Source organism: Flavobacterium sp. W22_SRS_FK3, assembly GCF_052113665.1.
Lineage (GTDB): Bacteria > Bacteroidota > Bacteroidia > Flavobacteriales > Flavobacteriaceae > Flavobacterium.
Window position 1 is genome coordinate 27,837 of the sequence record NZ_JBGQOF010000013.1, and the last position, 22,989, is coordinate 50,825.

The following is a 22,989-nucleotide window of genomic DNA, read 5'->3' on the forward strand; positions in this document are numbered from 1 at the left end:
ATAATTACTGAAATTTGCAGCAGCAAAAAATATAAATATGTCAATTTTAAAGAAGTTTGTTGTTTGTTTGTTTTTGATTTCAATAAATGCGTTTGCACAAAAACTGTTGAATCCATCTTTTCAGATTGTGCCTTTAGGAGTTAAGGGCGGAATCGACGAAAAAAATCTTTCAGCTTATTTATTGGCGCCTTCAAATACAAAAGATTATATCTGTCTGGATGCCGGAACGATCAATTCAGGAATTGAAAAAGCTATTGAAAATAAAGTCTTTAAGGTTTCAACAAGTGAAGTATTGCGAAAGTATATTAAAGGATATTTGATTTCGCATGCCCATTTAGACCATGTTTCCGGGTTGATAATTAACTCTCCGGCCGATTCTTCAAAAACGGTTTATGCTACAAAAAGATGTATGGAAATGATGGAGAATCATTATTTTAATGATCAGACGTGGGCTAATTTTGGTGATGAGGGTCCGGGTTTTCATATTAAACGATATCATTTTCAAACTTTAAATTTAGGCGAAGAAACTCCAATAACCAATACAGCTATGACTGTAAAATCTTTTCTTTTAAGTCATGTCAATCCATATGAAAGTACTGCCTTCTTAATTAAAAATAATAATAATTATGTTTTGTATCTTGGTGATACAGGTTCTGATGCAGTAGAAAAAAGCAATAATTTAAAAGACTTGTGGGCAGCAATTGCACCATTGATTGAAAGCAAACAATTAAAAGGGATTTTTATAGAAGTTTCTTTCCCGAATGAACAGCCGGATCAATTTTTATTTGGACATCTTACTCCAAATTATTTGATGGATGAACTTCATGCATTAGAAAAATTATCCGGAAAAAATTCTTTGAATGGATTTAAAATAGTAGTTACACATTTGAAACCACCTGTTAAAAACATTGAATTAATTAAAGAGCAATTAAAAAATCAAAATGATTTAGGTTTGAAATTTATTTATCCGGAACAGGGAAAACGACTTGAATTATAATTTACTGAAATTAGTTTTAAATCAAAGAACATCATAAAAAAACCGGCAAAAACTAAAAGCTTGCCGGTTTTCTATTTCACATATAATTTTATAAATCGAACCCTAAATTCACGCCTAATTTCATGGCAATGATTTTAGTGATACGTTGTTTTAATTCCGGTATCTTGATGCTTTCGATTACAGCATTCGAGAACGCATACATCAATAACGCTTTAGCTTCTTTTTTAGGAATACCACGAGATTGCATGTAAAACATTGCTGTTTCGTCTAATTGTCCTATTGTACAGCCGTGAGAACATTTTACGTCATCAGCAAAAATTTCCAATTGTGGTTTTGCATTAATAGTAGCTTTGTCGCTTAATAAAATATTATTGCTTTTCTGAAAAGCATTCGTTTTTTGAGCTTCTCTGTCTACCAGGATTTTTCCGTTGAAAACTCCAGTCGAACGATCAGAGAATATTCCTTTATAATCCTGAAAACTTTCGCAGTTTGGTTGTGCGTGATTTACCAAAGTATAATGATCAACGTGTTGTTTGTCATTTAGAATTGAGATTCCGTTTAACGTACTTGTCAGTCTTTCACCAAAGTGATAAAAGTTTAAGTTGTTTCGAGTTATATTTCCTCCAAAAGAGAACGTGTGTACATAAGCATGACTTTCCTGTTGTTGTGAAACATATGTATTATCAACTAAGTTCGCTTCGCTGCTATCATTCTGAATTTTATAGTAATCTACAATCGCACGTTTTTGGGCGAAAATTTCTGTAACCGAATTGGTTAAAACCGGATTTTCATTCAAACTTTGGTGACGTTCGATAATCTGAACATGCGAATTTTCACCTACAATAATCAAGTTTCTCGGCTGAACCATTAAAGCAACTTCGTTTCCTGTTGAGAAATACATGATTTCAATAGGTTTATCTGCAACTTTCTTTTTTGGAATATTGATAAAAGCACCTTCACTTGCAAAAGCAGTATTCAACGAAGTCAAACTTTCATCTTTACTTGCAATTTGATTAAAGTAGGTATCAATAACCATTTTGTATTTTGGTTTGGTCAATGCCGATGACATAAGGCAAACATCGATTCCGTCATGCGTTGTAGAAGACAAATGCGAACTGAAAATGCCATCGATAAACACTAATTTATAAGTGTCTACTTCGTGTAAAAAGTATTTTTTTACCTGATTAAATTCAATTGCATTTTCTTTTTTAGGAAATACTGTAAAGTCATTTTTTAAGATGGCGTTTAGCGATGTATATTTCCAGGCTTCCTCTTTTTTGGTTGGGAAACCTTTATTTTCGAAATTTTTTAAGGCATTTGTGCGTATGTCATGTAAATCTGAATGTACATCAACACGCTCTTCAAAAGCCATAAAAGACGACACTAATTTTTCTTTTAAATCCATTGTTCTTTTTTAGTCTTAAAGTCGAATGTCTTAAAGTCTTAAAGTCTGAAACTTGATGGTATCCTACTTTTGATCTTTAAACTTTACGACTAGATTCCAAATATTTTATGAAACCGCTTAATAATTTCGATATTTTGGTTATCGATTCTAAAAGCATTTCAAATTCTTTTTTAATAATATATTCTAAATCAAATGCTAAATACAATTGAGATAGAACTTCTCCTGCTGATGCTTTGGCTACATATAAAAAGTAAACAAACTCCTTATCTGTATTCTTTCAAAGCCTTCTGCTATATTTGAAGACACAGAAAGTGATGCTGGTCTTATTTGTCTAACGAAATCAAGTCTTTTTTGAAATTAGAATTTTCAATAACAAGATATATTTCTTGTTGAAGATTCTAGATTTTTACCAGAAATTTATTTCTTCGAAAGAATTAAATTTACCCATATTTTTCTTTTCACTTTATGACTTTAGACTTTAAGACGACCTTAGTTCTCCGCTTTAATCCAGTCGTATCCTTTTTCTTCCAGTTCGTAAGCCAATTCTTTTCCGCCTGATTTTACGATTCTTCCGTTGTAAAGAACGTGAACGAAATCCGGAACGATATAATCTAACAAACGTTGGTAGTGCGTGATCACAATAATGGCGTTTTTGTCGCTTTTTAATTTGTTAACTCCGTTAGCCACAATTCTTAAAGCATCGATATCAAGACCAGAATCGGTTTCGTCAAGGATGGCTAATTTTGGTTCTAACATTGCCATTTGGAAGATTTCGTTTCTTTTTTTCTCTCCTCCGGAAAAACCTTCGTTTAAAGATCTGGATAAAAATTTACGGTCGATTTCTAATAATTCAGATTTCTCACGAATTACTTTCAGCATTTCGTTTGCAGGCATTTCTTCCTGTCCGTTTGCTTTACGAGTTTCGTTGATAGCCGTTTTCATGAAGTTTGTTACACTCACTCCGGGAATTTCTACAGGATATTGAAATGAAAGAAAAATACCTTTGTGAGCTCTTTCTTCAGGAGCGAGATCAGCAAGATCTTCTCCGTCAAGAACAACTTCCCCATCAGTAACTTCGTAGTTTTCGTTTCCGGCAATAACAGCCGAAAGTGTACTTTTTCCAGAACCGTTTGGCCCCATGATAGCGTGTACTTCACCAGCTTTAACTTCTATATTAATTCCTTTCAGGATTTCTTTATCACCGATTGCGGCGTGAAGGTTTTTTATTGATAACATTGTTTTTTTTATTTTTATATAAATGTCAATTCTATTTTTGTTGTTTGGTTGAGGATGTTAGCATTAAAATGCGCGTGTCCTAAATATTCCATGCCTAAATAATCGGCTGTTTTTTTGAACGGAATGTAAAAACTCTCTTCAATTTCATTGTCATGTGAATTGGATATCACACCAATTTTCTTTCCTCTAAGTTTTCTTCCGGTTTCTTTTTCAATTCGGATTAAATCCGAAAAACGATCAAAGAAAACCTTCATTATTCCACTCATATTATACCAATATATGGGCGTTGCAAAAATTAAAGTGTCGTAGTCTTCCAATATTCTTCTAATTAAAGGAAGAAAATCGTCTTCTCTGTTTTTGCTTTCGTAATCATAATGAGAAATATTATAATCACTTAAGTCAATTACATCAATTGCCGATTCTTTTGAAATTTCATCGACAATTTTTGTTGTGTTTCCGTTTTTTCTGGCTGAACCTAAAATGATGACTTTCTTATTTTCCATCTTTTAATTATCCAACAGATCCTTCTAAAGAAATCTCTAATAATTTTTGAGCTTCAACAGCAAACTCCATTGGTAATTTGTTCAATACATCTTTACTGAAACCGTTTACAATCAAGGCAATCGCTTTTTCAGTTGGAATACCTCTCTGGTTGCAATAGAAAACCTGGTCTTCTCCAATTTTACTTGTAGTTGCTTCGTGCTCTATTTTTGCTGATGGATTTTTACTTTCGATATAAGGAAAAGTATGCGCTCCGCAATTATTACCCATTAATAAGGAATCACATTGCGAAAAGTTTCTTGCATTTTCAGCTCTTGGGCTAATCTGAACTAATCCACGGTAGCTATTTTGTGATTTACCAGCCGAAATACCTTTAGAAATAATAGTCGATTTAGTGTTTTTTCCTAAATGGATCATTTTAGTTCCTGTATCTGCTTGTTGGTAATTATTGGTAACGGCAATTGAATAAAATTCTCCTACCGAATTATCTCCTTTTAATACACAAGAAGGATATTTCCAGGTTACAGCAGAACCAGTTTCTACTTGTGTCCAGGATATTTTAGCGTTTGTTTCGCATAAACCTCTTTTGGTTACGAAGTTGTAAACGCCACCTTTTCCTTCTTTGTTTCCTGGAAACCAGTTTTGAACAGTGGAATATTTAATTTCAGCATCATCCAAAGCAATTAATTCAACAACAGCAGCGTGCAATTGATTTTCATCACGACTAGGAGCTGTACAGCCTTCAAGGTAGGATACGTAACTTCCTTCATCTGCAATAACAAGCGTTCTTTCGAATTGTCCTGTTCCTGCCTGATTGATTCTAAAATAAGTCGAAAGTTCCATTGGACAGCGAACACCTTTTGGAATATAACAAAAACTTCCATCAGAGAAAACAGCCGAGTTTAATGCAGCGTAGAAATTATCTTTTTGAGGAACAACGGTTCCTAAATATTTACGAACTAATTCAGGATGTTCTTTTATAGCTTCAGAAATTGGACAGAAAATAATTCCTTTTTCTCCAAGTGTTTTCTTGAAAGTAGTAGCCACAGAAACAGAATCGACAACAATATCCATAGCGACATTGTTCATCATTTTTTGTTCATCTACAGAAATTCCTAACTTTTTGTACATTTCTAAAAGTTCCGGATCAACATCATCCAAGGTTTTATTTGGATCGACTTGTTTTGGAGCTGAATAATAAGAAATGGCCTGAAAATCCGGTTTTTCATAACGAACATTCGCCCATTCCGGCTCGATCATTTCTTTCCACGCACGAAAGGCTTCGATGCGCCATTCGGTCATCCATTCTGGCTCTCCTTTTTTAAGAGAAATGGCTCTTACGATATCTTCGTTTAAGCCAATAGGGAATGTCTCCGATTCGATATCAGTGTAAAATCCGTATTCGTATTCTTTAGTTTCGAGTTCGATTTTTAAATCGTCTTCTGTGTATTTGCTCATTATTTTAATATTGTCTAAAGTTTGAAAGTCCAAAGTTTGAAAGTCAACAGAAGTTGATTTCTCGGCTTTTGACTAAAGAGAGAATGATTCTCCGCAACCACAAGTTCTGCTTGCATTCGGATTGTTGAATACAAATCCTTTTCCATTTAATCCTCCAGAAAATTCAAGAATTGTTCCGGCTAAATAAAGGAATGATTTCTTTTCAACGGCAATTGTTATGTCGTTGTCTACAAATATTTTATCGTCTTCGCCCTTTGTTTTGTCAAATTTTAAATCATATGACAAACCAGAGCATCCGCCACTTTTTACACCTACACGTACGTAGTCATGTGCGGCATCAAAACCATCGTCATTCATCAAATCGATGATTTTCTTTTTGGCTGTATCAGAAACTTTTATCATTGTTTATTGTATTTGTTTTTTTTTCATTTTTAATCCACATTTAATAAACAGTAACAAAATTAGTACTTTTTTAAAGTGCTGGATTTCAATGATGAAATGAAATTATCTGCAAAGATACGACTTAAAAACCTTTTTCCATAACGGTTCACATTATTATAACAAATGTTAAAATAGATAATAGTTATTTTGGGAATTATAGGTACTATTTAGGTTATAGTATTTACACCAATTTATGAAATCAAAAAAATGTTCATTACTTTCAGTAATGTGGTTTTGAGTTTTTAATGGAATATTTTTAGCATAACGAAATTGTATTTTCTAGCTTTGTTTTCATACTAGAAATTTATACTCATGGAACTTTACCCAATAGAATCAGGAAATTTTAAGTTAGACGGAGGTGCGATGTTTGGAGTGGTGCCCAAAACAATCTGGAATAAAACCAATCCTGCAGATGCCAATAATTTAATTGATATTGCGGCTCGTTGTCTGCTTATTGAAGATGGTAACCGATTGATTCTGATTGATACGGGAATGGGAAATAAGCAATCAGAAAAGTTTTTTGGTTATTATTCACTTTGGGGAACGCATTCGCTGGATGGTTCTCTCGCGAAATATGGTTTTCACAGGGATGATATTACCGATGTTTTTATGACACACCTTCATTTTGATCATTGTGGTGGAAGTGTGCAATGGAATGCAGATAAAACTGGGTACGAACCAGCGTTTAAAAATGCTAAATTCTGGACAAATGATAACCATTGGGAATGGGCGATAAAGCCAAACGCCCGTGAAAAAGCTTCTTTTTTATCAGAAAATATTTTACCAATGCAGGAAAGTGGTCAGTTGAATTTTATAAAAAGACCCGGAAGTGATTTTTTACCACAGTCGGAACTAGGTTTCGGAATTTTCTTTGCCGACGGTCATACCGAAAAACAAATGATTCCGCATATTCAGTATAAGAATAAAACCATAGTTTTTTGTGCGGATTTGTTACCGACTGCCGGTCATATTCCGTTACCTTATATTATGGGTTATGACACAAGACCTCTATTAACATTAGATGAAAAAGAGAAATTTTTAAATGCAGCAGCGACTAATAATTATTATTTATTTCTGGAACATGATGCGCATAACCAGATTATAACGGTTGAGAATACCGAAAAAGGTGTTCGATTGAAAGACGTTTTTACTTGTGATGAGATTTTTTAATCCAAATCCCAGCCAAAACCGGTTTGAAATACATAATCATTTTTAGAAGTACTTGATGGAGGTTTGCTGTCAAAGTTGTATAAAAGGGATAGTTTGATATAAAAATTTAGAGGCAAATCATATTTTGTATCCAGGTTAAAGTCGGTGCGAATCCTTTTGCTTTCTGTTAAACTCGGAAAAACATTTAATTTGGATTTAATATCAAAATCTCCGGCATCGTAAATATTTAATTCAGTTCCCAAAAAGGCTTCCAAACTTTTATTGGCAGAAGTTTCAGTTGTATATTTTTCGTGATTAAAAGAAAGTCCTGCTGCTACACCCCAATATTTTGTATTATCATGAATAAGATACTTTCCTACACCCCCTTTTGACAAGATACGCAAATCAATATCCTGTTCTGTATTTGATAATGTAGTAATAGACATTTGAGCAAAATAATCTTTTTTTAAGAGTTTCGTGAAACTCAGATCAGTATCAATCCTGCGAATGGATTCAATGTCATCCTGAACGGATTGCATCTGCTTATAAGTAGCTGTAGAAAACCAGGTTCGGGCCGTATAACCCAGGCTAACATTTATACTTAGCTGCTGGAGGTTTTGAGCTTTTGTCAATTTTATGCCTACATCAAAAGAAGCATCCAAACGATCCCAAAAACCATCATTAACTGACTTGATGTAAACAATATCTTCGAGATTCACTTCTTTCCTTTCCTGATTACTCCAATTTATAACATAAGTTTTTTTCGTTTTATAGTCAGTGAACAAGCCACCATTTAGCAAATCGCCATTACTTAAATTAATCATGTGCGATTTATTAGAAATAATAGAGATAATATCTTTCCATTTAATCTTGAAATCCTCTTTACTATAATCTGTTTCAATCTGCAAAGCGCCATTTTTCATGAGTTTGATTTTTCCTACCATTAAATCTTTGTTTTTTAAAACAAGAGTGTCTGATTGGGCATATGATTTTACCAAAAATAAAAGAAAAATCAGAAAAGTAATTTTTTTCATTTTTTATGTATTTAATTAAAAATCAGATTGTAACATAAATTTAATAATAATAATTAAGGTTTGAAAGAATTTTACTTTTTCAGATTTACTTAGAATTTTAAAGCATAAAATTCATAACACATTGTTAACGGTTAGTATTTTGTAACAAAATGTCATAATTTAGTCCCATCTTTAACTTTACATTATATATAGATACATGAGTCATATTAAACCTCTCAATTTATCTGCTTTCGCATTACTTGTTTTAGCAGGTTGCGGTGCTACGATGCAGGCACAAGTTTCAACTCAAAAAGAGTTTATTACGGCTCCATTAGCAGTTGTTAAAAAAGCACCCCTTACGGATACTGAACTAAAAAGATGGAGTCATCTTGATCTGATAAAAGACTCTATTCCGGGAATGAGTGTAGACAAGGCTTACGCCGAATTACTTCAGGGAAAAACAGGTGTCAAAGTAATCGTCGGAATTGTAGATTCAGGAGTGGATATCGAACACGAAGATTTACAGGGAATGATCTGGACAAATCCAAAGGAAATTCCGGGTAACGGAATCGATGATGATAAAAATGGCTATGTTGATGACATTCATGGATGGAATTTTCTGGGAGATGTTGTAAAAGAAAATCTTGAAATGACCCGTATTGTCAAAAAAGGAGATGACGGTTCTGAACAATATAAAAGTGCTTTGGCTCAGTATACTGAAAAATATGAGAAAGCTTTAAAAGATAAAGAGCAGGTTGATTTTTTATTGGATGTTCACAACACAATTAAGAAAGAGTTAAATAAAACAACCTACAAAGTCGAGGATTTAGCAACTATTACTTCAACAGACCCAAAAGTGGCCAGAAGCAAAATGGTAATGACTCAGATTTTTACCAATGCAGGTCCAACCTTTGATCCTGAAGCAGAATTAAAAGATTATAGTGAGCATGTTTCTGATGAATTAAACTATAATTTAAACAAAGATTTTGACGGAAGAAAAGTGTTAGGTGACAATGCGGAAGATATAAAAAGTACTAAATACGGAAACAATATTGTATTTGGACCAGATAAAGAAGAGGCATTACATGGAACTCACGTTGCCGGAATTATTGCTCAGGTTCGCGGTAATAATTTAGGTGGAGACGGAGTTGCCAACAACGTTGAAATTTTGACTGTTAGAGCAGTGCCTGATGGAGACGAATATGATAAAGACATTGCTTTGGCAATTCGTTATGCTGTAGACAATGGTGCAAAAGTCATCAACGGAAGTTTCGGAAAAAGCTTTTCTCCTCATAAAGATTGGGTTTACGATGCAATCAAATATGCGTCTAAAAAAGATGTTTTAATTGTTCATGCTGCAGGTAATGATGGCTATAATATTGATGAAACAGAGAACATCAATTATCCAAATGATGCTAAAGATAATATTAAAGAATTTGCAGATAATCTGATAACAATTGGAGCAATCAATAAATTATATGGGCAAAATGTAATTGCTGGATTTTCTAACTTCGGAAAAATAAATGTGGATATTTTTGCTCCGGGTGAAGAAATTTATGCAACGGTTCCAAATAATAAATACAAATATTTACAAGGAACTTCAATGGCATCACCAAATGCTGCGGGAGTTGCAACTTTAATTCGTTCTTATTATCCGAAATTAAAAGCAAAACAGGTAAAACAAATTTTAATGGATTCTGGAGTTGCTCTTCCGGACACAGTGGCTTTAGGTGAAAATAATGATGTTAAACCAGCATCTGAGTCATCAAAAACGGCTAAAATGGTTAATGCCTATAATGCTTTATTAATGGCTGAAAAAATGTCTAAAAAATAAGCCTAAATTTTTAAATAATTCAATAACAAGTTTACAAGAGCCTCTTTTGTAAACTTGCTTATTTTAATACCACACATAATTCAAATGAAAAAAATTATTCTACTTTCTTTTTTGAGTTTTGGTTTAAGCTCAGCTTTTTCACAAAATGCCCCATATTGGCAGCAGCATGCCGATTATAAAATGGAAGTATCGATGGATGTAAAAAACTATCAATATAAAGGAAAACAAGAACTGGTATATAGCAATAACTCTTCCGATACGTTAAAAAAAGTATATTATCATCTGTTTTTTAATGCTTTTCAGCCGGGAAGTGAAATGGATGCACGTTTGCATTCGATAAAAGATCCTGATGGAAGAATGGTCAATAAAGTAAAGGGTGCTGATGGCAAAGATGTAAAGCAAAGCCGAATTGAATTGTTGAAGCCAAACGAAATAGGCTTTTTAAAAATCACAAATTTCAAACAAGACGGAACAGTTGCTCAAACAAGAGTTTCTGGGACAATTCTAGAAGTGACTTTGGCGAAACCAATTTTACCCAATTCTAAATCGACTTTTACGTTAGATTTTGACGGACAGGTACCGGTTCAGGTACGTCGTTCCGGAAGAAACAATTCTGAAGGAGTAGAACTGTCCATGTCACAATGGTATCCAAAATTAGCCGAATTTGATTTTGAAGGCTGGCATGCAGATCCTTACATTGCAAGAGAATTTCACGGAGTTTGGGGAAATTTTGATGTAAAAATCACCATTGATAAAGACTACACAATTGGTGGGTCAGGCTATTTACAGGATAAAAATACAATCGGTCACGGTTATGAAGATACTGGTGTAACGGTTGTTTACCCTAAAAAGGCTAAAACTCTTACCTGGCATTTTATTGCGCCAAATGTTCATGATTTTACCTGGGCAGCCGATAAAGAATATACACATGATATAGTAAAAGGACCGAACGATGTTGATCTGCATTTCTTCTACAAAAACAATCCAAAAACTACTGAAAATTGGAAACAATTAGAGCCTTTAATGGTAAAAGTGATGGATTACTACAATCATAAAGTAGGGGCATATCCATATAAACAATATTCATTTATTCAGGGTGGAGATGGCGGAATGGAATACGCAATGTGTACGTTGATGTTAGGAAACGGAACTCTTGAAGGGATTTTAGGAACAGCAACTCATGAATTAGGACACTCGTGGTTTCAGCATATTTTAGCTTCAAACGAATCAAAACATCCATGGATGGATGAAGGCTTTACAACTTATATTGAAGACAGCGCTTTGAATGAATTAAAAGGAGACAAAAAAGAAGTGAATCCATTTAAAGGAAATTATGCCGCTTATTACAGTTTAGTAAATTCTGGAAAAGAGCAGCCACAAACAACACACGGCGATCGTTATGATGAAAATCGTCCTTATAGTATTTCTTCTTATGTAAAAGGAAGTATTTTTCTTTCTCAATTAGAATATGTAATCGGAAAAGAAAATTTAGAGGCAACCTTAAAAAGATATTTTAATGATTTTAAATTCAAGCATCCAACTCCAAATGATATTAAAAGATCAGCTGAAAGAGTTTCTGGTGCAGAATTAGACTGGTATTTGACAGATTGGACACAAACTGTAAATACAATTGATTATGGTATCAGAGAGGTTGTTGATAATGATGGAAAAACAAATATAACGTTAGAAAGAATCGGTAGAATGCCAATGCCAATCGATTTAAAAGTTGAATATACTGATGGAACTTCTGAAACTTTCTACATTCCATTAAGAATGATGAATTTCATCAAACCAAATCCAAATCCAAACGTAAAAAGAACTGTTTTGGAAGATTGGGCCTGGGCACAATCAAACTATAGTTTTACAATTGATAAAAATAAAACAGCGATCAAAAAAATCACTATAGATCCAAGTGGATTAATGGCTGATGTAAAAGCTGCGAATAATGTTTTTGAAGTGAAATAAATTTCACATTGAAGTAATAAAAAAAGGTCTCGTTTAAATTTTAAGCGAGACCTTTTTCTTTTTTGTCTATTTGATAGTTACCCCAAATGTTCCAACATGTCTTTGGTCATCGATTCCAAATCAAAAGTATGTTTCCAGCCCCAATCTTTTCTGGCTTCGGCATCATCAATACTTGCAGGCCAGCTATCCGCAATTTTCTGACGGAAATCAGGATTGTAAGTGATTTCAAATTCAGGAATATGTTTTTGAATTTCGGCAGCAATTTCTGTTGGCGTAAAGCTCATAGCCGCTAAATTGTATGAAGAATGTATTTTTATTTTTTCTTCAGGAGCCTGCATAATAGAGATAGTTGCATCAATAGCGTCATCCATATACATCATTGGCATTTTGGTCTCCGAAGATAAAAAACATTCGTATTTTTTATCAGCAATTGCTTTATAAAAAATATCAACAGCATAATCTGTAGTTCCGCCGCCCGGAGGTGTGGACCAGCTTATTAAACCAGGATAACGGATGCTACGTACATCAACACCGTAGATATTATGGTAGTATTCGCACCATCTTTCTCCCGCTTGTTTACTAATTCCGTAAACGGTAGAAGGTTCCATAATCGTATATTGAGGCGTGTTTTCTTTTGGTGTAGTAGGGCCAAAAACCGCAATACTAGAAGGCCAGAAGATCTTTTTTATTTTTTTGGCTTTTGCCAGATTCAAAACATGAAATAAGGAGTTCATATTTAAATCCCAGGCAAAGGCAGGATTCTTTTCAGCTGTGGCTGATAAAAGTGCCGCCATTAAATAGATGTCTGTAATGTGATGAACTTCTACAAGATGCTCAATTTGGTTAAAATCTAAAGCATTGATTACTTCAAACGGACCAGAATTGACTACATCTGTATTTAATTTTCGAATATCAGAAGCAATCACATTTTCTGTTCCGTACAGCTTACGCAGTTTCTGAGTCAGTTCTGTCCCTATTTGACCACAAGCACCAATGATTAATATTTTTGGATTCATTTGAATAGATTTAGAGGACAAATATAATTTATTCGTAAATAATTGTATTTTTTATAATGTTAAATTATGAATTCAATAACATATAATATTATTTTTTGTCTTTTTCATTTTGAAAAAGCTTTTTTAAATTGGAGTAAAATGGTTGTAAATCAAAATTCATAATTGTAAATTTACTTGTAACTTTGTGGCTTAATGTTTTATCAAATGAAATCGCCGTTTTACAAAAGTTTACGCAGACAAACACCAGTAAATAAAAGACGATAACATATATAAACGTTAAAAAATAAATTTTACATATATGAAATATAAAGTATCTCTTTTTCTACTTTTAATTTTTATGCTGAATTCATGTCAGGATCAAAATGAAAAACGTCTTGCTGAAAATAAAAAAGAAGCAAAAAAGAAAGAAATCATTTTTAATAATATAAAAAAAAGCTGGTCTTTTATTGATGAACCGATCAATGAAGTTTCAGAAAAAAATATAAACGATTGGAAAGAATGGCGTGAGTTTTTAAAAGAACTTGGAGGAAAACCAAGAAAGACTATTGGAGCATTCCAAAAAAAATCTTCGGTCATTGCTAAAAAAGCGATGGCATTAAACAATAATATTCCCTCCCAATTTGATCAGCCACAGATCAAAAGCCGAATTTCTATTTTGATTACGAAAGTAAAAATGATGGATTTGTTTATTCACCTTGATAGAATTCCGGATGAAAAGGTTGTTTTTTTAATTGGAGAAATTAACAAAGAATTGGTTTCATTAGAAAGACAAATGGATAAAATTGTAGAAAAAAGCAAAATTCCAAAAGAAGAAGGGGAATCCGATTTTCTACGAATGTTAGATACAGCACGAGCAATCCCGAATTCAATGCCGCCAATAGATCAAAATTCGCCTAAAGTTGAGTAAAAACGCCTTATATACCACCTACGACAATTTGCCAAAAACGCAGCAGATTGCAACCAATTTACTGGAAGGAAATCAAGTAAAAATGCATCTGAACGGTTTGTTGGGATCAGCAGTTTCATTTGTGATCCGAGCTGTTTTCAAAAAAACCGAACTTCCTTTTTTAGTTATTTTAGACAATAAAGAAGAAGCTGCTTATTATCTCAACGATTTAGAACAAATGATTGGTGAGCAGGATGTATTGTTTTATCCGGCATCATTTCGTCGTCCATACCTAGTTGATGAAACAGACAACGCCAATGTTTTGCTTCGCGCTGAGGTTTTAAACCGAATCAATTCCCGTAAAAAACCAGCAGTAATTGTTACTTATCCCGAAGCACTTTTTGAGAAAGTCTTGACACGTCAGCAATTAGATAAAAATACTTTGAAAGTGGCGCTGAACGACAAAATTTCAATTGATTTTATCAACGAAGTTTTGTTCGAATATGAATTTAAAAGAGTCGATTTTATTACAGAACCAGGCGAATTCTCCGTTCGTGGGGGAATCGTCGATGTGTTTTCTTTTTCGAACGATCATCCATACCGAATAGAATTCTTCGGAAATGAAGTGGACAGCATCAGAAGTTTTGATGTGGAAACGCAATTATCCGTAGAAACCCATAAAAAAATTACCATTATCCCGAATGTCGAAAACAAGATATTTCAGGAAAACCGGGAAAGTTTTTTAGATTATATTTCAGAGAAAACGGTTCTTTTTATTCAAAATACCGATGGACTTTTCAGTCAGTTAGACAAACAATTCACAAGGGCAGAAGAAGCTTTTGAAAAACTTTCGGGTGAAATAAAACACGCTACTCCGGAACAATTATTTTTAAATCAGAGTTCGTTTATCAAACGAGCCTTAAATTTTTCTATAGTAGAGTTGGCTTCAAAGCCGATTTTCAAAACTACAAAGGAAATTGAATTTCACTTTCAGCCACAGCCTTCTTTCAACAAACAATTTGATTTGCTGTTAAATAATCTGAGCGAAAATCATTTTAACGGTTATAAAAATTATTTGTTCTGTTCGAATGAAACGCAGGCAAAACGTTTTCATGATATTTTTGAGTCGTTGGATGAAGCTAATTCTGAAAATATCCGCAAACAATATCATACCGTGGTTTTGCCTTTATATCAAGGTTTTATTGATGAAGAAAATCAAATAACGGCTTATACAGATCACCAGATTTTTGAGCGTTACCATAAATTCAACATCAAAAACGGCTATTCGAAAAAGCAAAATATTACGTTGAAAGAATTGACGTCACTTTCTGTTGGCGATTATGTAACCCACATTGATCACGGAATTGGCAAGTTTGGTGGATTGCAGAAAATTCAGGTGGAAGGTAAAACGCAGGAAGCCATAAAACTGGTTTATGCCGATAATGATATTGTGTATGTGAGTATTCACTCGTTACATAAAATCTCAAAATACAACGGAAAAGACGGAACGCCTCCAAAAATCTATAAATTAGGATCGAACGCCTGGAAGATTTTAAAACAAAAAACCAAAGCACGTGTCAAACATATCGCGTTCAACTTAATTCAGTTGTACGCAAAACGCCGATTGGAAAAAGGTTTTCAATTTGCGCCGGACAGTTATTTACAAAACGAATTAGAAAGTTCGTTTATTTACGAAGATACACCGGATCAAACCAAATCCACACAAGAAGTAAAAGCTGACATGGAAAGCGATCGCCCAATGGATCGTTTGGTTTGTGGTGACGTTGGTTTTGGAAAAACGGAGGTTGCGATTCGTGCCGCTTTTAAAGCGGTTGACAATAGTAAACAAGTTGCAATTTTAGTTCCGACAACTATTTTGGCGTACCAACATTACAGAACTTTTACCGAAAGATTAAAAGATATGCCGGTTTCAATTGGTTACTTAAATCGATTTAGAACCGCAAAACAAAAAGCACAAACCTTAAAAGATTTAGCCGAAGGAAAACTCGATATTGTCATCGGAACACATCAGTTGGTCAACAAAAATGTAGTTTTTAAAGATCTTGGTTTGTTGATTGTCGATGAAGAACAAAAGTTTGGTGTAAACGTTAAAGACAAATTAAAAACGATTGCAGCAAATGTGGATACGCTGACTTTAACGGCAACACCAATTCCGAGAACATTACAATTTTCATTGATGGCGGCGCGAGATTTGTCTGTAATTACAACACCTCCGCCCAATCGTTATCCTATAGAAACCAATGTTGTTGGATTTAATGAAGAAGTAATTCGTGATGCAATTTCGTATGAAATTCAGCGTAACGGACAGGTTTTCTTCATCAATAATAGAATCGAAAATATAAAAGAAGTGGCAGGAATGATTCAGCGTCTGGTGCCAAATGCCAGAGTTGGAATTGGTCACGGACAAATGGAAGGCGCCAAACTTGAGGAATTGATGTTAGGTTTCATGAACGGAGATTTTGATGTTTTGGTAGCAACCACCATTATCGAAAGTGGATTAGATGTACCCAACGCTAATACCATTTTCATCAATAATGCCAATAATTTCGGATTGTCAGATCTGCATCAAATGCGTGGTCGTGTTGGTCGTAGCAATAAAAAAGCATTCTGTTATTTTATCTGTCCGCCATATTCCTCAATGACCGAAGATGCGAGAAAACGCATTCAGGCTTTGGAACAATTCAGTGAACTCGGAAGCGGTTTCAATATTGCAATGAAAGATCTTGAAATTCGTGGTGCGGGTGATTTATTAGGTGGCGAACAAAGTGGTTTCATAAACGAAATTGGTTTTGATACCTACCAAAAAATTATGAACGAAGCAATTGAAGAATTAAAAGAAAACGAGTTCAAAGATTTATATCCCGAAGAGAACGATATTGAAACAAAGGAATACGTAAAAGATTTACAAATTGATACTGATTTTGAGCTCTTGTTTTCTGATGAATACATTAATAATGTTACCGAACGTTTGAGTTTATACAACGAATTGGGTTCTGTGAAAAATGAAGAAGAACTGGTTATTTTCCAAAATAAATTAACTGACCGTTTTGGGCCAATGCCACCAAGAGCCAATGCCCTAATGAATAGTATTCGTATCAAATGGATTGCGACCAACATCGGCATTGAGAAATTGGTTATGAAAAAAGGCAAAATGATTGGCTATTTTGTATCCGATCAGCAATCCGATTATTACCAATCTTCGAAGTTTAGAAAAGTGTTGCAATTTGTACAAAAACAAAGTAGCCTTTGCACCATGAAAGAAAAACAAACACCAAATGGTTTGCGACTTTTATTGACGTTTGACAATGTAAAATCGACCAAAAGAGCGTTAGAATTGATGGAATTATTAGGAGAGTAAATGTTTTAGAAGTATAAAATTAATAATTCAAATTACTTTTTTAATATAGTAATAAATATATAGGGCTTTGTTTTACTAAAAACTAAGTCCTTTTTTTATACCGTTATATTTTTTTAGATTTAAATTTGTATCATGTCTGAGACTCCAATTTATCGAAAAATAATCCATATCGATATGGATGCTTTTTATGCTTCGGTAGAGCAAATGGATAATCCTGCTTTGCGAGGAAAACCTATTGCTGTGGGCGGTTCAGAGAATAGAGGAGTCGTTTCGGCGGCCAGTTATGAAGCCCGTAAATTTGGTGTTAGAAGCGCAATTAGTGGTGTTTTAGCCAAGAAATATTGTCCTGAAATTATTTTTGTCCGGCCTCGTTTTGACCGATATAAAGAAATCTCAACTAAGATTCATAAAATTTTTCATGAGTATACAGATATGGTGGAACCGCTTTCACTTGACGAAGCCTATCTTGATGTAACACAAAATAAAAAGGGAAATCCAAGTGCCTCTTTATTAGCTCAGGAAATCAGATTACGAATTTTAAATGAAGTGGGAATCACAGCTTCTGCAGGAATTTCTATAAATAAATTCGTAGCCAAGATTGCCAGTGATTACAACAAACCCAATGGTCAGAAAACGGTAAACCCTGATGAGGTAATCCCTTTTTTGGAAGATTTACCGATCAGGAAATTTTACGGAGTCGGTAAAGTTACTACCGAAAAAATGTATCAGCTCGGCATTTTTACAGGATTAGATTTGAAAAGCAAATCACTGGATTTTCTGGAAAAACACTTTGGGAAATCAGGAAAATTTTATTTTCATGTTGTTAGAGGAATTCATAACAGTGAAGTAAAACCTTCCCGAAACACTAAATCTGTTGCGTCAGAACATACTTTTGATGTAAATCTTACTTCGGAAATATTTATGCTGGAACAGCTGGAAAAAATTGCTGCTTCGTTGGAGAAAAGATTAAAAAAATACAATATTTCAGGTAAAACGGTTACATTAAAAATTAAATACAGCGATTTTACGCAACAAACCAGAAGTAAAACATTGCCTTATTTTATTGCCGATAAAAGTTTGATTTTGGAAACTGTTGAAGAATTACTGTATCAGGAAAGAATGAAAGATTCTGTTCGATTATTGGGGATTTCTTTAAGTAATCTCAATACTGAACAAAAAAAGGCCGTAGTTGTTCAGTTGAAATTTGCTTTTTAATAACTTAAACAAGAGTTAAATATTGGCATTTTAATTTTGTTTATCAATTTATGATTAACTTTAAACAAAATAGTTTTTTATGGATTTTTTAGATTATATGCCTTTCGATGAATCTGAAGCAAATATAAGTTGTAATTCAGTTCCAATACATTGTTGGGATTTTCATTATGAATCTATAAATGAATTAAAATTTTTTTCATCAGATTTAAAAAAAATAAAACATATATCAACACAATTTAATTGGAATGATGTCGCTCTGGCTATTAGCGAACGTTTAATAAATGAAGTTGTTGTAATCACAAATGGGGAGCAAAAAATAATTTTTGCCTCTAAAGGAATTTATAAAATGACGGGATACACTGAAAAAGAAGTCGTTGGTAAATTTCCAAAAATTTTTCAGGGTACTGGAACTTCAGAGTTAGTCTTAAAAGAAATTAGAGTAGCGATCGAAAAACAAATACCTTTTGAAAAAACACTTTTGAATTATAAAAAAAATGGAGAAACTTATGAATGTGTGATTAATGGTTTCCCGGTTTTTAATAGGAAAGGAGAGTTATCACATTTTATAGCTTTTGAAAGAGCAGCATAATAAAAGCCTTTTTGAATTTCAAAAAGGCTTTTATTTACTATTATGATGAAGTAAAAAAATTAATCTTTACTTGCTAATTTTGATAATAATCTCAGAAATTCAATGTATAACCAAACTAAAGTTACCATTAATCCCATTGCACCGTACCATTCCATAAATTTTGGCATTCTTTCCTGAACACCTCTTTCAATTTGGTCAAAATCCAAAAACAAGTTTAAGGCAGCAACAATAATTACAAATACACTAATTCCGATACTCATCATTCCATTTCCATAATGTACAGGAGTGAAATTAAATATCAAAGACGCTAACCAGGAAAATAAATAATAAGTTGCAATTGCCAACGTAGCAGCAATAACTACTGATCTGAATTGTTCATTTACTTTTACGATTTTAAATTTATATAATCCTAAACAAACTAAAAAAGTAACTAATGTCGCACCGACAGCGTTTAGAACAATACCGGGAAATTTAGCTTCAAAAATGGCAGAAATTCCCCCTATAAATAATCCTTCAAAAAAAGCATAACCAGGGGCTAAATAAGGAGAAGCTTGTGGTTTAAATGCCGAAATTATAACTAAAATAAGCGCTATAATGGCACCGCCAATTGCTGGTAACATTGCATTCATTTCGTTAAATGCCATCCACCATGTGAGCATCGCTCCGGCACATAATAATAAAAACAAAATAGCTGTTTTATTGATAGTTCCGGATATGGTCATTTCCTGATTGTAATCAATAATTTTTGCTTCGTGTACTTGTTCAGAAGCTCTGGAAACAGCATTTGATGAAAAACGCTTGTTACTTAAAAATGGATTTTTTGAATTGAAGTTCATAGTTGTAATACATTTAATTGTACCCAAATATAAGTAGTTTTTTCGAGTGTACTGTTTTCAATAAAATTTTTAACATGATTTTTTCTGTTGAAAAAAATGCTTTCAAATAAAAAATCCATCAAAAGAAACCCTTGATGGACTGTATTTATAAAGGTTTATTTTTAATTCAATAAATCTAAAACTAAAGATGGAAATAAACCTAAAACAATATTTAGTGTAATAGAAATAATGGCAACAGCATAAATAAGAAAAGGTTTTCCGGTACGTTCCTGATTTGGTTCTTTTGAATACATAGCTAATATCAGTTTGAAATAATAGCCAACACTAATAATAGAATTGATAACCGCTACAATTACTAAAGCAATATAACCGGCCTGTATCGTCTGATTAAATAAAAATAATTTCGCAAAAAAACCTGAAAAAATAGGAATTCCGGCCATAGACAATAGAGAACCTGTTAATATTGCAGCTAATAAAGGATTTGTTTTTCCTAAACCATGAAAGTTTACAATATCTTCATCATTCTGATTATTTTTACACACGTAAAGTATAACGCTGAAAGCTGCAATTCCTGCTAGTGCATAAGCTGCAGTATAGTATAGTAAAACACCTGCTGAGGTTGCTACAGTTAAGAAAGTCATTAACATAAAACCTGCATGTGAAATTCCTGAAAAAGCGAGCATACGTTTTACGTTTACCTGACGCAAAGCCATAACGTTTCCAACGGTCATTGAAGCAATTGATATAATTACAATTATATTATCGAAAGTATATAAGTGATTCTGATTTCCTAAAGATGGTATAAAATTTAAAACTGAAATTAATTTAAAGAGAGTTGCCATTGCTATCACTTTTGCCAAGGTACTCATTAATGCAGTCGTTAAGGCAGGAGATCCTTCATAAACATCAGGAGCCCAAAAGTGGAAAGGAACTGCTGCAATCTTAAATAACATTCCAATTGTTACTAAAATCATTCCGATTGGAAACCAGACTGGTAATTCTGCAGACAGAGAATATTCGCTGATTTCAACTACATCAAAACTTCCCATTGCTCCGTAGATCAAACAAATACCAAATAGGATAATCCCTGACGCGAAAGATCCCATTAAAAAGTATTTCATTCCGGCTTCGTTACTTTTCAAATTCAAACGATCACTTGCTGCAAGTACATATAGGGCAATTGAAAGAATTTCGATTCCTAAGAAGAACATCGCTAAGTTTCCAAAAGAAACCATGGCAACTCCTCCGGCTAATAAAAATACTTTTATAGCAACAAAATCTGAAATTTTAGTTGGATGGTTTTCGTAAAAATTATGACTTAAGGCCACAAGGAAAATGGTCAGTATTATAAACAATGATGAGAATGCAGTTGAGAATTTACTCACTGTGATCATATTGTTGTAGTAACTTTCTGTGTATCCAAATTCAGAAAAATTAAGTGCCAAAACCCCCAACAAACCAAGAATGGTAAATGGAACAATGGCTTTTCTTAAATTAAGAATTTCAAATAATAGGCAGAAAATACCCAATCCTGTTATAGCTATTAATGTATTCATTTTTGCTTTTTTGATTTAGAAAATCTAAACTACAGATGTCCTAATTTATTTTTATTTAAAATATTAATTTTTATTGATAACGTTCAAAATTGTTTCTAAACTTGGTGAAATCAAATCTGTAATTGGTTTTGGATAAAATCCGAAGAAAATTAAAACAGCAATAATCACTATTAGTGAGATTCCTTCATTAACAGATACATCTGCAAAAGTTTTCGAATTTGTTTCGCCTAACATTACATTTTGAAACATCTTAAGCATATAATAAGCTCCTAAAATAATTGTTGTTCCGCCTAAAACAGCAAACCAGATATTAATTTGAGAAAGACTATACAAAACAGTAAATTCACCAACGAAGTTAAAAGTACCTGGTAAAGCTACAGAAGCTAAAACCAAAATTAAAAACATAGAAGTGAATTTTGGCGATTGTGTACGGATACCTCCCATTTCTAAAATGTTTCTCGTTTCGAATCTTCTGTAAATAATTTCTGCAGCATAAAATAATCCTACAACTACAAAACCGTGAGCGATCATTTGTAAAACGGCTCCGCGTAAACCATCAACAGTTAAAGTATAAGTTCCTGCAGCAATTAATCCAACGTGAGCAAGAGATGAATAAGCCAATAATTTCTTTAAATCTTTTTGTTTCAAAGCTACGATTGATCCGTAAATTACACCTGCGATACCTAATGCGATGAAAATATTCATGTATTCTTTTGCAGCTAGAGGTGCAATTGGCAATTGCCAACGAATAACACTATATAATCCCATTTTTAGCATAATCCCAGACAAAAGCATAGTTCCAACTGTTGGTGCTTTTTGGTAGACACTAGCCTGCCAGGTATGGAAAGGAATAATTGGAATTTTAATAGCATACGCAAAAAAGAAAGCTAGGAATATCCAAAGCTGCTCAGTAGCTGATAAGTTTAATTTGTATAAATCTTCGATTAGAAAACTACCGTTTGCTTTTTGGGATAGATAAATGAAAGCTACTAACATGAACAATGAACCGGCAAGTGTGTAAATAAAGAACTTAACCACTGCTTTTCTGCGTTCTTCAGCATCTCCATTACCCCAAATAAGGGCAATAAAGTAAATCGGAATTAAAGCTAATTCCCAGAAAATATAATATAAAAGGCCATCAGCTGCCAGGAAAGTTCCTGTCATTGCAAAAGCCATAATTAAAATTAAAGCATAAAAACCTTTTGCATTTTTATATTGATTCCCGAAAGAAGAAAATATAATAATTGGGGTTAAAGCTACAGTCAACAAAAGCATAGCCATTGCCAGACCATCACCATTCAGCGCAAATGAAATTTTAGGCTGCGTAATCCAGGCATTCATTACACTGATATTTTCACCAGCACAAAAATGATTTAACAAGACAACCGAACAGCCAAATGCTGCCAAACTAAAGAACAAAGCTACTTTTGATGCTAGCTTATCACCAGCAAAATAAGTGACAAATGCACCAATTAAAAGAATAATTAATATAAGAGAAACGTTCATAGTTATA

The 22,989-nt window shown here is 33.4% G+C and carries 18 protein-coding genes and 1 pseudogene; 8 read left to right on the forward strand and 11 right to left on the reverse strand.

What is annotated here, in order from left to right; translation table 11 throughout:
* Positions 1-37 precede the first annotated feature (37 nt).
* The gene (locus ACEN2I_RS13730) at positions 38-997 is read left to right on the forward strand and encodes an MBL fold metallo-hydrolase (protein WP_441766668.1); all 960 of its coding nucleotides are present in this window, start codon (positions 38-40) and stop codon (positions 995-997) included.
* Between the two features lie 88 nt (positions 998-1,085).
* Here the strand turns inward: ACEN2I_RS13730 and sufD are convergent, their stop codons facing one another.
* From sufD to ACEN2I_RS13760, 6 genes and pseudogenes are all read right to left on the reverse strand, one after another.
* Positions 1,086-2,402, reverse strand: coding sequence for a Fe-S cluster assembly protein SufD (gene sufD / locus ACEN2I_RS13735; protein WP_441766669.1), 1,317 nt, complete (start codon positions 2,400-2,402; stop codon positions 1,086-1,088).
* Between the two features lie 76 nt (positions 2,403-2,478).
* A pseudogene (locus tag ACEN2I_RS13740) lies at positions 2,479-2,708 on the reverse strand (four helix bundle protein).
* 183 nt (positions 2,709-2,891) lie between these two features.
* Positions 2,892-3,638: a Fe-S cluster assembly ATPase SufC gene (gene sufC / locus ACEN2I_RS13745; protein WP_441766670.1), complete on the reverse strand. Its 747-nt coding sequence runs from the start codon at positions 3,636-3,638 to the stop codon at positions 2,892-2,894.
* 14 nt (positions 3,639-3,652) lie between these two features.
* The gene (locus tag ACEN2I_RS13750) at positions 3,653-4,141 is read right to left on the reverse strand and encodes a flavodoxin family protein (protein WP_441766671.1); all 489 of its coding nucleotides are present in this window, start codon (positions 4,139-4,141) and stop codon (positions 3,653-3,655) included.
* A 7-nt stretch (positions 4,142-4,148) separates the two neighbouring features.
* Positions 4,149-5,597: a Fe-S cluster assembly protein SufB gene (gene sufB / locus ACEN2I_RS13755; RefSeq protein ID WP_441766672.1), complete on the reverse strand. Its 1,449-nt coding sequence runs from the start codon at positions 5,595-5,597 to the stop codon at positions 4,149-4,151.
* Between the two features lie 72 nt (positions 5,598-5,669).
* Complete coding sequence (locus ACEN2I_RS13760; RefSeq protein ID WP_110305982.1) at positions 5,670-5,999, reverse strand: HesB/IscA family protein; 330 nt, start codon at positions 5,997-5,999, stop codon at positions 5,670-5,672.
* Positions 6,000-6,350: 351 nt separating this feature from the next.
* Between ACEN2I_RS13760 and ACEN2I_RS13765 the strand changes: the two genes are divergently transcribed.
* On the forward strand, positions 6,351-7,208 hold the full coding sequence (locus tag ACEN2I_RS13765; protein WP_441766673.1) for an MBL fold metallo-hydrolase: 858 nt from the start codon (positions 6,351-6,353) through the stop codon (positions 7,206-7,208).
* Here the strand turns inward: ACEN2I_RS13765 and ACEN2I_RS13770 are convergent.
* The gene (locus ACEN2I_RS13770) at positions 7,205-8,221 is read right to left on the reverse strand and encodes a DUF481 domain-containing protein (RefSeq protein ID WP_441766674.1); all 1,017 of its coding nucleotides are present in this window, start codon (positions 8,219-8,221) and stop codon (positions 7,205-7,207) included. The two genes, ACEN2I_RS13765 and ACEN2I_RS13770, sit on opposite strands and share 4 nt — an antisense overlap.
* Positions 8,222-8,417: 196 nt before the next feature.
* Here ACEN2I_RS13770 and ACEN2I_RS13775 point away from each other — a divergent pair, with 196 nt between their 5' ends.
* Positions 8,418-10,034: a S8 family peptidase gene (locus tag ACEN2I_RS13775; protein WP_441766675.1), complete on the forward strand. Its 1,617-nt coding sequence runs from the start codon at positions 8,418-8,420 to the stop codon at positions 10,032-10,034.
* Positions 10,035-10,118: 84 nt separating this feature from the next.
* Positions 10,119-11,999 (forward strand): M1 family metallopeptidase, encoded by a 1,881-nt coding sequence (locus ACEN2I_RS13780; protein WP_441766676.1) that lies wholly within the window; start codon positions 10,119-10,121, stop codon positions 11,997-11,999.
* 77 nt (positions 12,000-12,076) lie between these two features.
* Here ACEN2I_RS13780 and ACEN2I_RS13785 read toward each other — a convergent pair whose 3' ends face one another.
* Positions 12,077-13,015 (reverse strand): L-threonine 3-dehydrogenase, encoded by a 939-nt coding sequence (locus ACEN2I_RS13785; protein ID WP_441766677.1) that lies wholly within the window; start codon positions 13,013-13,015, stop codon positions 12,077-12,079.
* Positions 13,016-13,313: 298 nt separating this feature from the next.
* Here ACEN2I_RS13785 and ACEN2I_RS13790 point away from each other — a divergent pair, with 298 nt between their 5' ends.
* From ACEN2I_RS13790 to ACEN2I_RS13805, 4 genes are all read left to right on the forward strand, one after another.
* The gene (locus ACEN2I_RS13790; RefSeq protein ID WP_441766678.1) at positions 13,314-13,922 is read left to right on the forward strand and encodes a hypothetical protein; all 609 of its coding nucleotides are present in this window, start codon (positions 13,314-13,316) and stop codon (positions 13,920-13,922) included.
* Entirely contained in the window at positions 13,915-17,280 is a 3,366-nt protein-coding gene (gene mfd, locus ACEN2I_RS13795; RefSeq protein ID WP_441766679.1) for a transcription-repair coupling factor, read from the forward strand. The genes ACEN2I_RS13790 and mfd overlap by 8 nt, the downstream gene beginning before the upstream one ends.
* Before the next feature lie 132 nt (positions 17,281-17,412).
* Entirely contained in the window at positions 17,413-18,495 is a 1,083-nt protein-coding gene (dinB, locus tag ACEN2I_RS13800) for a DNA polymerase IV (protein ID WP_441766680.1), read from the forward strand.
* A gap of 79 nt (positions 18,496-18,574) precedes the next feature.
* Positions 18,575-19,084 (forward strand): PAS domain-containing protein, encoded by a 510-nt coding sequence (locus tag ACEN2I_RS13805; RefSeq protein ID WP_441766681.1) that lies wholly within the window; start codon positions 18,575-18,577, stop codon positions 19,082-19,084.
* Positions 19,085-19,143: 59 nt separating this feature from the next.
* Here the strand turns inward: ACEN2I_RS13805 and ACEN2I_RS13810 are convergent, their stop codons facing one another.
* The 3 genes from ACEN2I_RS13810 to ACEN2I_RS13820 all read right to left on the reverse strand — a co-directional run bounded on the left by ACEN2I_RS13810 (position 19,144) and on the right by ACEN2I_RS13820 (position 22,982).
* Positions 19,144-19,920 (reverse strand): Bax inhibitor-1/YccA family protein, encoded by a 777-nt coding sequence (locus tag ACEN2I_RS13810; protein WP_441766682.1) that lies wholly within the window; start codon positions 19,918-19,920, stop codon positions 19,144-19,146.
* Positions 19,921-20,081: 161 nt separating this feature from the next.
* Positions 20,082-21,476 carry an NADH-quinone oxidoreductase subunit N gene (locus ACEN2I_RS13815; protein WP_441766683.1) on the reverse strand — a complete coding sequence of 465 codons (1,395 nt, stop codon included), beginning with the start codon at positions 21,474-21,476 and terminating at the stop codon, positions 20,082-20,084.
* A gap of 63 nt (positions 21,477-21,539) precedes the next feature.
* Entirely contained in the window at positions 21,540-22,982 is a 1,443-nt protein-coding gene (locus tag ACEN2I_RS13820) for a complex I subunit 4 family protein (protein WP_441766684.1), read from the reverse strand.
* Positions 22,983-22,989: the final 7 nt, after the last annotated feature.

Excerpts from the sequence above, each read along its gene's own strand:
- ACEN2I_RS13730 (WP_441766668.1), top strand. The coding sequence starts at position 38 with ATGTCAATTTTAAAGAAGTTTGTTGTTTGTTTGTTTTTGATTTCAATA.
- sufD (WP_441766669.1), bottom strand. The coding sequence starts at position 2,402 with ATGGATTTAAAAGAAAAATTAGTGTCGTCTTTTATGGCTTTTGAAGAG.
- sufC (WP_441766670.1), bottom strand. The coding sequence starts at position 3,638 with ATGTTATCAATAAAAAACCTTCACGCCGCAATCGGTGATAAAGAAATC.
- ACEN2I_RS13750 (WP_441766671.1), bottom strand. The coding sequence starts at position 4,141 with ATGGAAAATAAGAAAGTCATCATTTTAGGTTCAGCCAGAAAAAACGGA.
- sufB (WP_441766672.1), bottom strand. The coding sequence starts at position 5,597 with ATGAGCAAATACACAGAAGACGATTTAAAAATCGAACTCGAAACTAAA.
- ACEN2I_RS13760 (WP_110305982.1), bottom strand. The coding sequence starts at position 5,999 with ATGATAAAAGTTTCTGATACAGCCAAAAAGAAAATCATCGATTTGATG.
- ACEN2I_RS13765 (WP_441766673.1), top strand. The coding sequence starts at position 6,351 with ATGGAACTTTACCCAATAGAATCAGGAAATTTTAAGTTAGACGGAGGT.
- ACEN2I_RS13770 (WP_441766674.1), bottom strand. The coding sequence starts at position 8,221 with ATGAAAAAAATTACTTTTCTGATTTTTCTTTTATTTTTGGTAAAATCA.
- ACEN2I_RS13775 (WP_441766675.1), top strand. The coding sequence starts at position 8,418 with ATGAGTCATATTAAACCTCTCAATTTATCTGCTTTCGCATTACTTGTT.
- ACEN2I_RS13780 (WP_441766676.1), top strand. The coding sequence starts at position 10,119 with ATGAAAAAAATTATTCTACTTTCTTTTTTGAGTTTTGGTTTAAGCTCA.
- ACEN2I_RS13785 (WP_441766677.1), bottom strand. The coding sequence starts at position 13,015 with ATGAATCCAAAAATATTAATCATTGGTGCTTGTGGTCAAATAGGGACA.
- ACEN2I_RS13790 (WP_441766678.1), top strand. The coding sequence starts at position 13,314 with ATGAAATATAAAGTATCTCTTTTTCTACTTTTAATTTTTATGCTGAAT.
- dinB (WP_441766680.1), top strand. The coding sequence starts at position 17,413 with ATGTCTGAGACTCCAATTTATCGAAAAATAATCCATATCGATATGGAT.
- ACEN2I_RS13805 (WP_441766681.1), top strand. The coding sequence starts at position 18,575 with ATGGATTTTTTAGATTATATGCCTTTCGATGAATCTGAAGCAAATATA.
- ACEN2I_RS13810 (WP_441766682.1), bottom strand. The coding sequence starts at position 19,920 with ATGAACTTCAATTCAAAAAATCCATTTTTAAGTAACAAGCGTTTTTCA.
- ACEN2I_RS13815 (WP_441766683.1), bottom strand. The coding sequence starts at position 21,476 with ATGAATACATTAATAGCTATAACAGGATTGGGTATTTTCTGCCTATTA.
- ACEN2I_RS13820 (WP_441766684.1), bottom strand. The coding sequence starts at position 22,982 with ATGAACGTTTCTCTTATATTAATTATTCTTTTAATTGGTGCATTTGTC.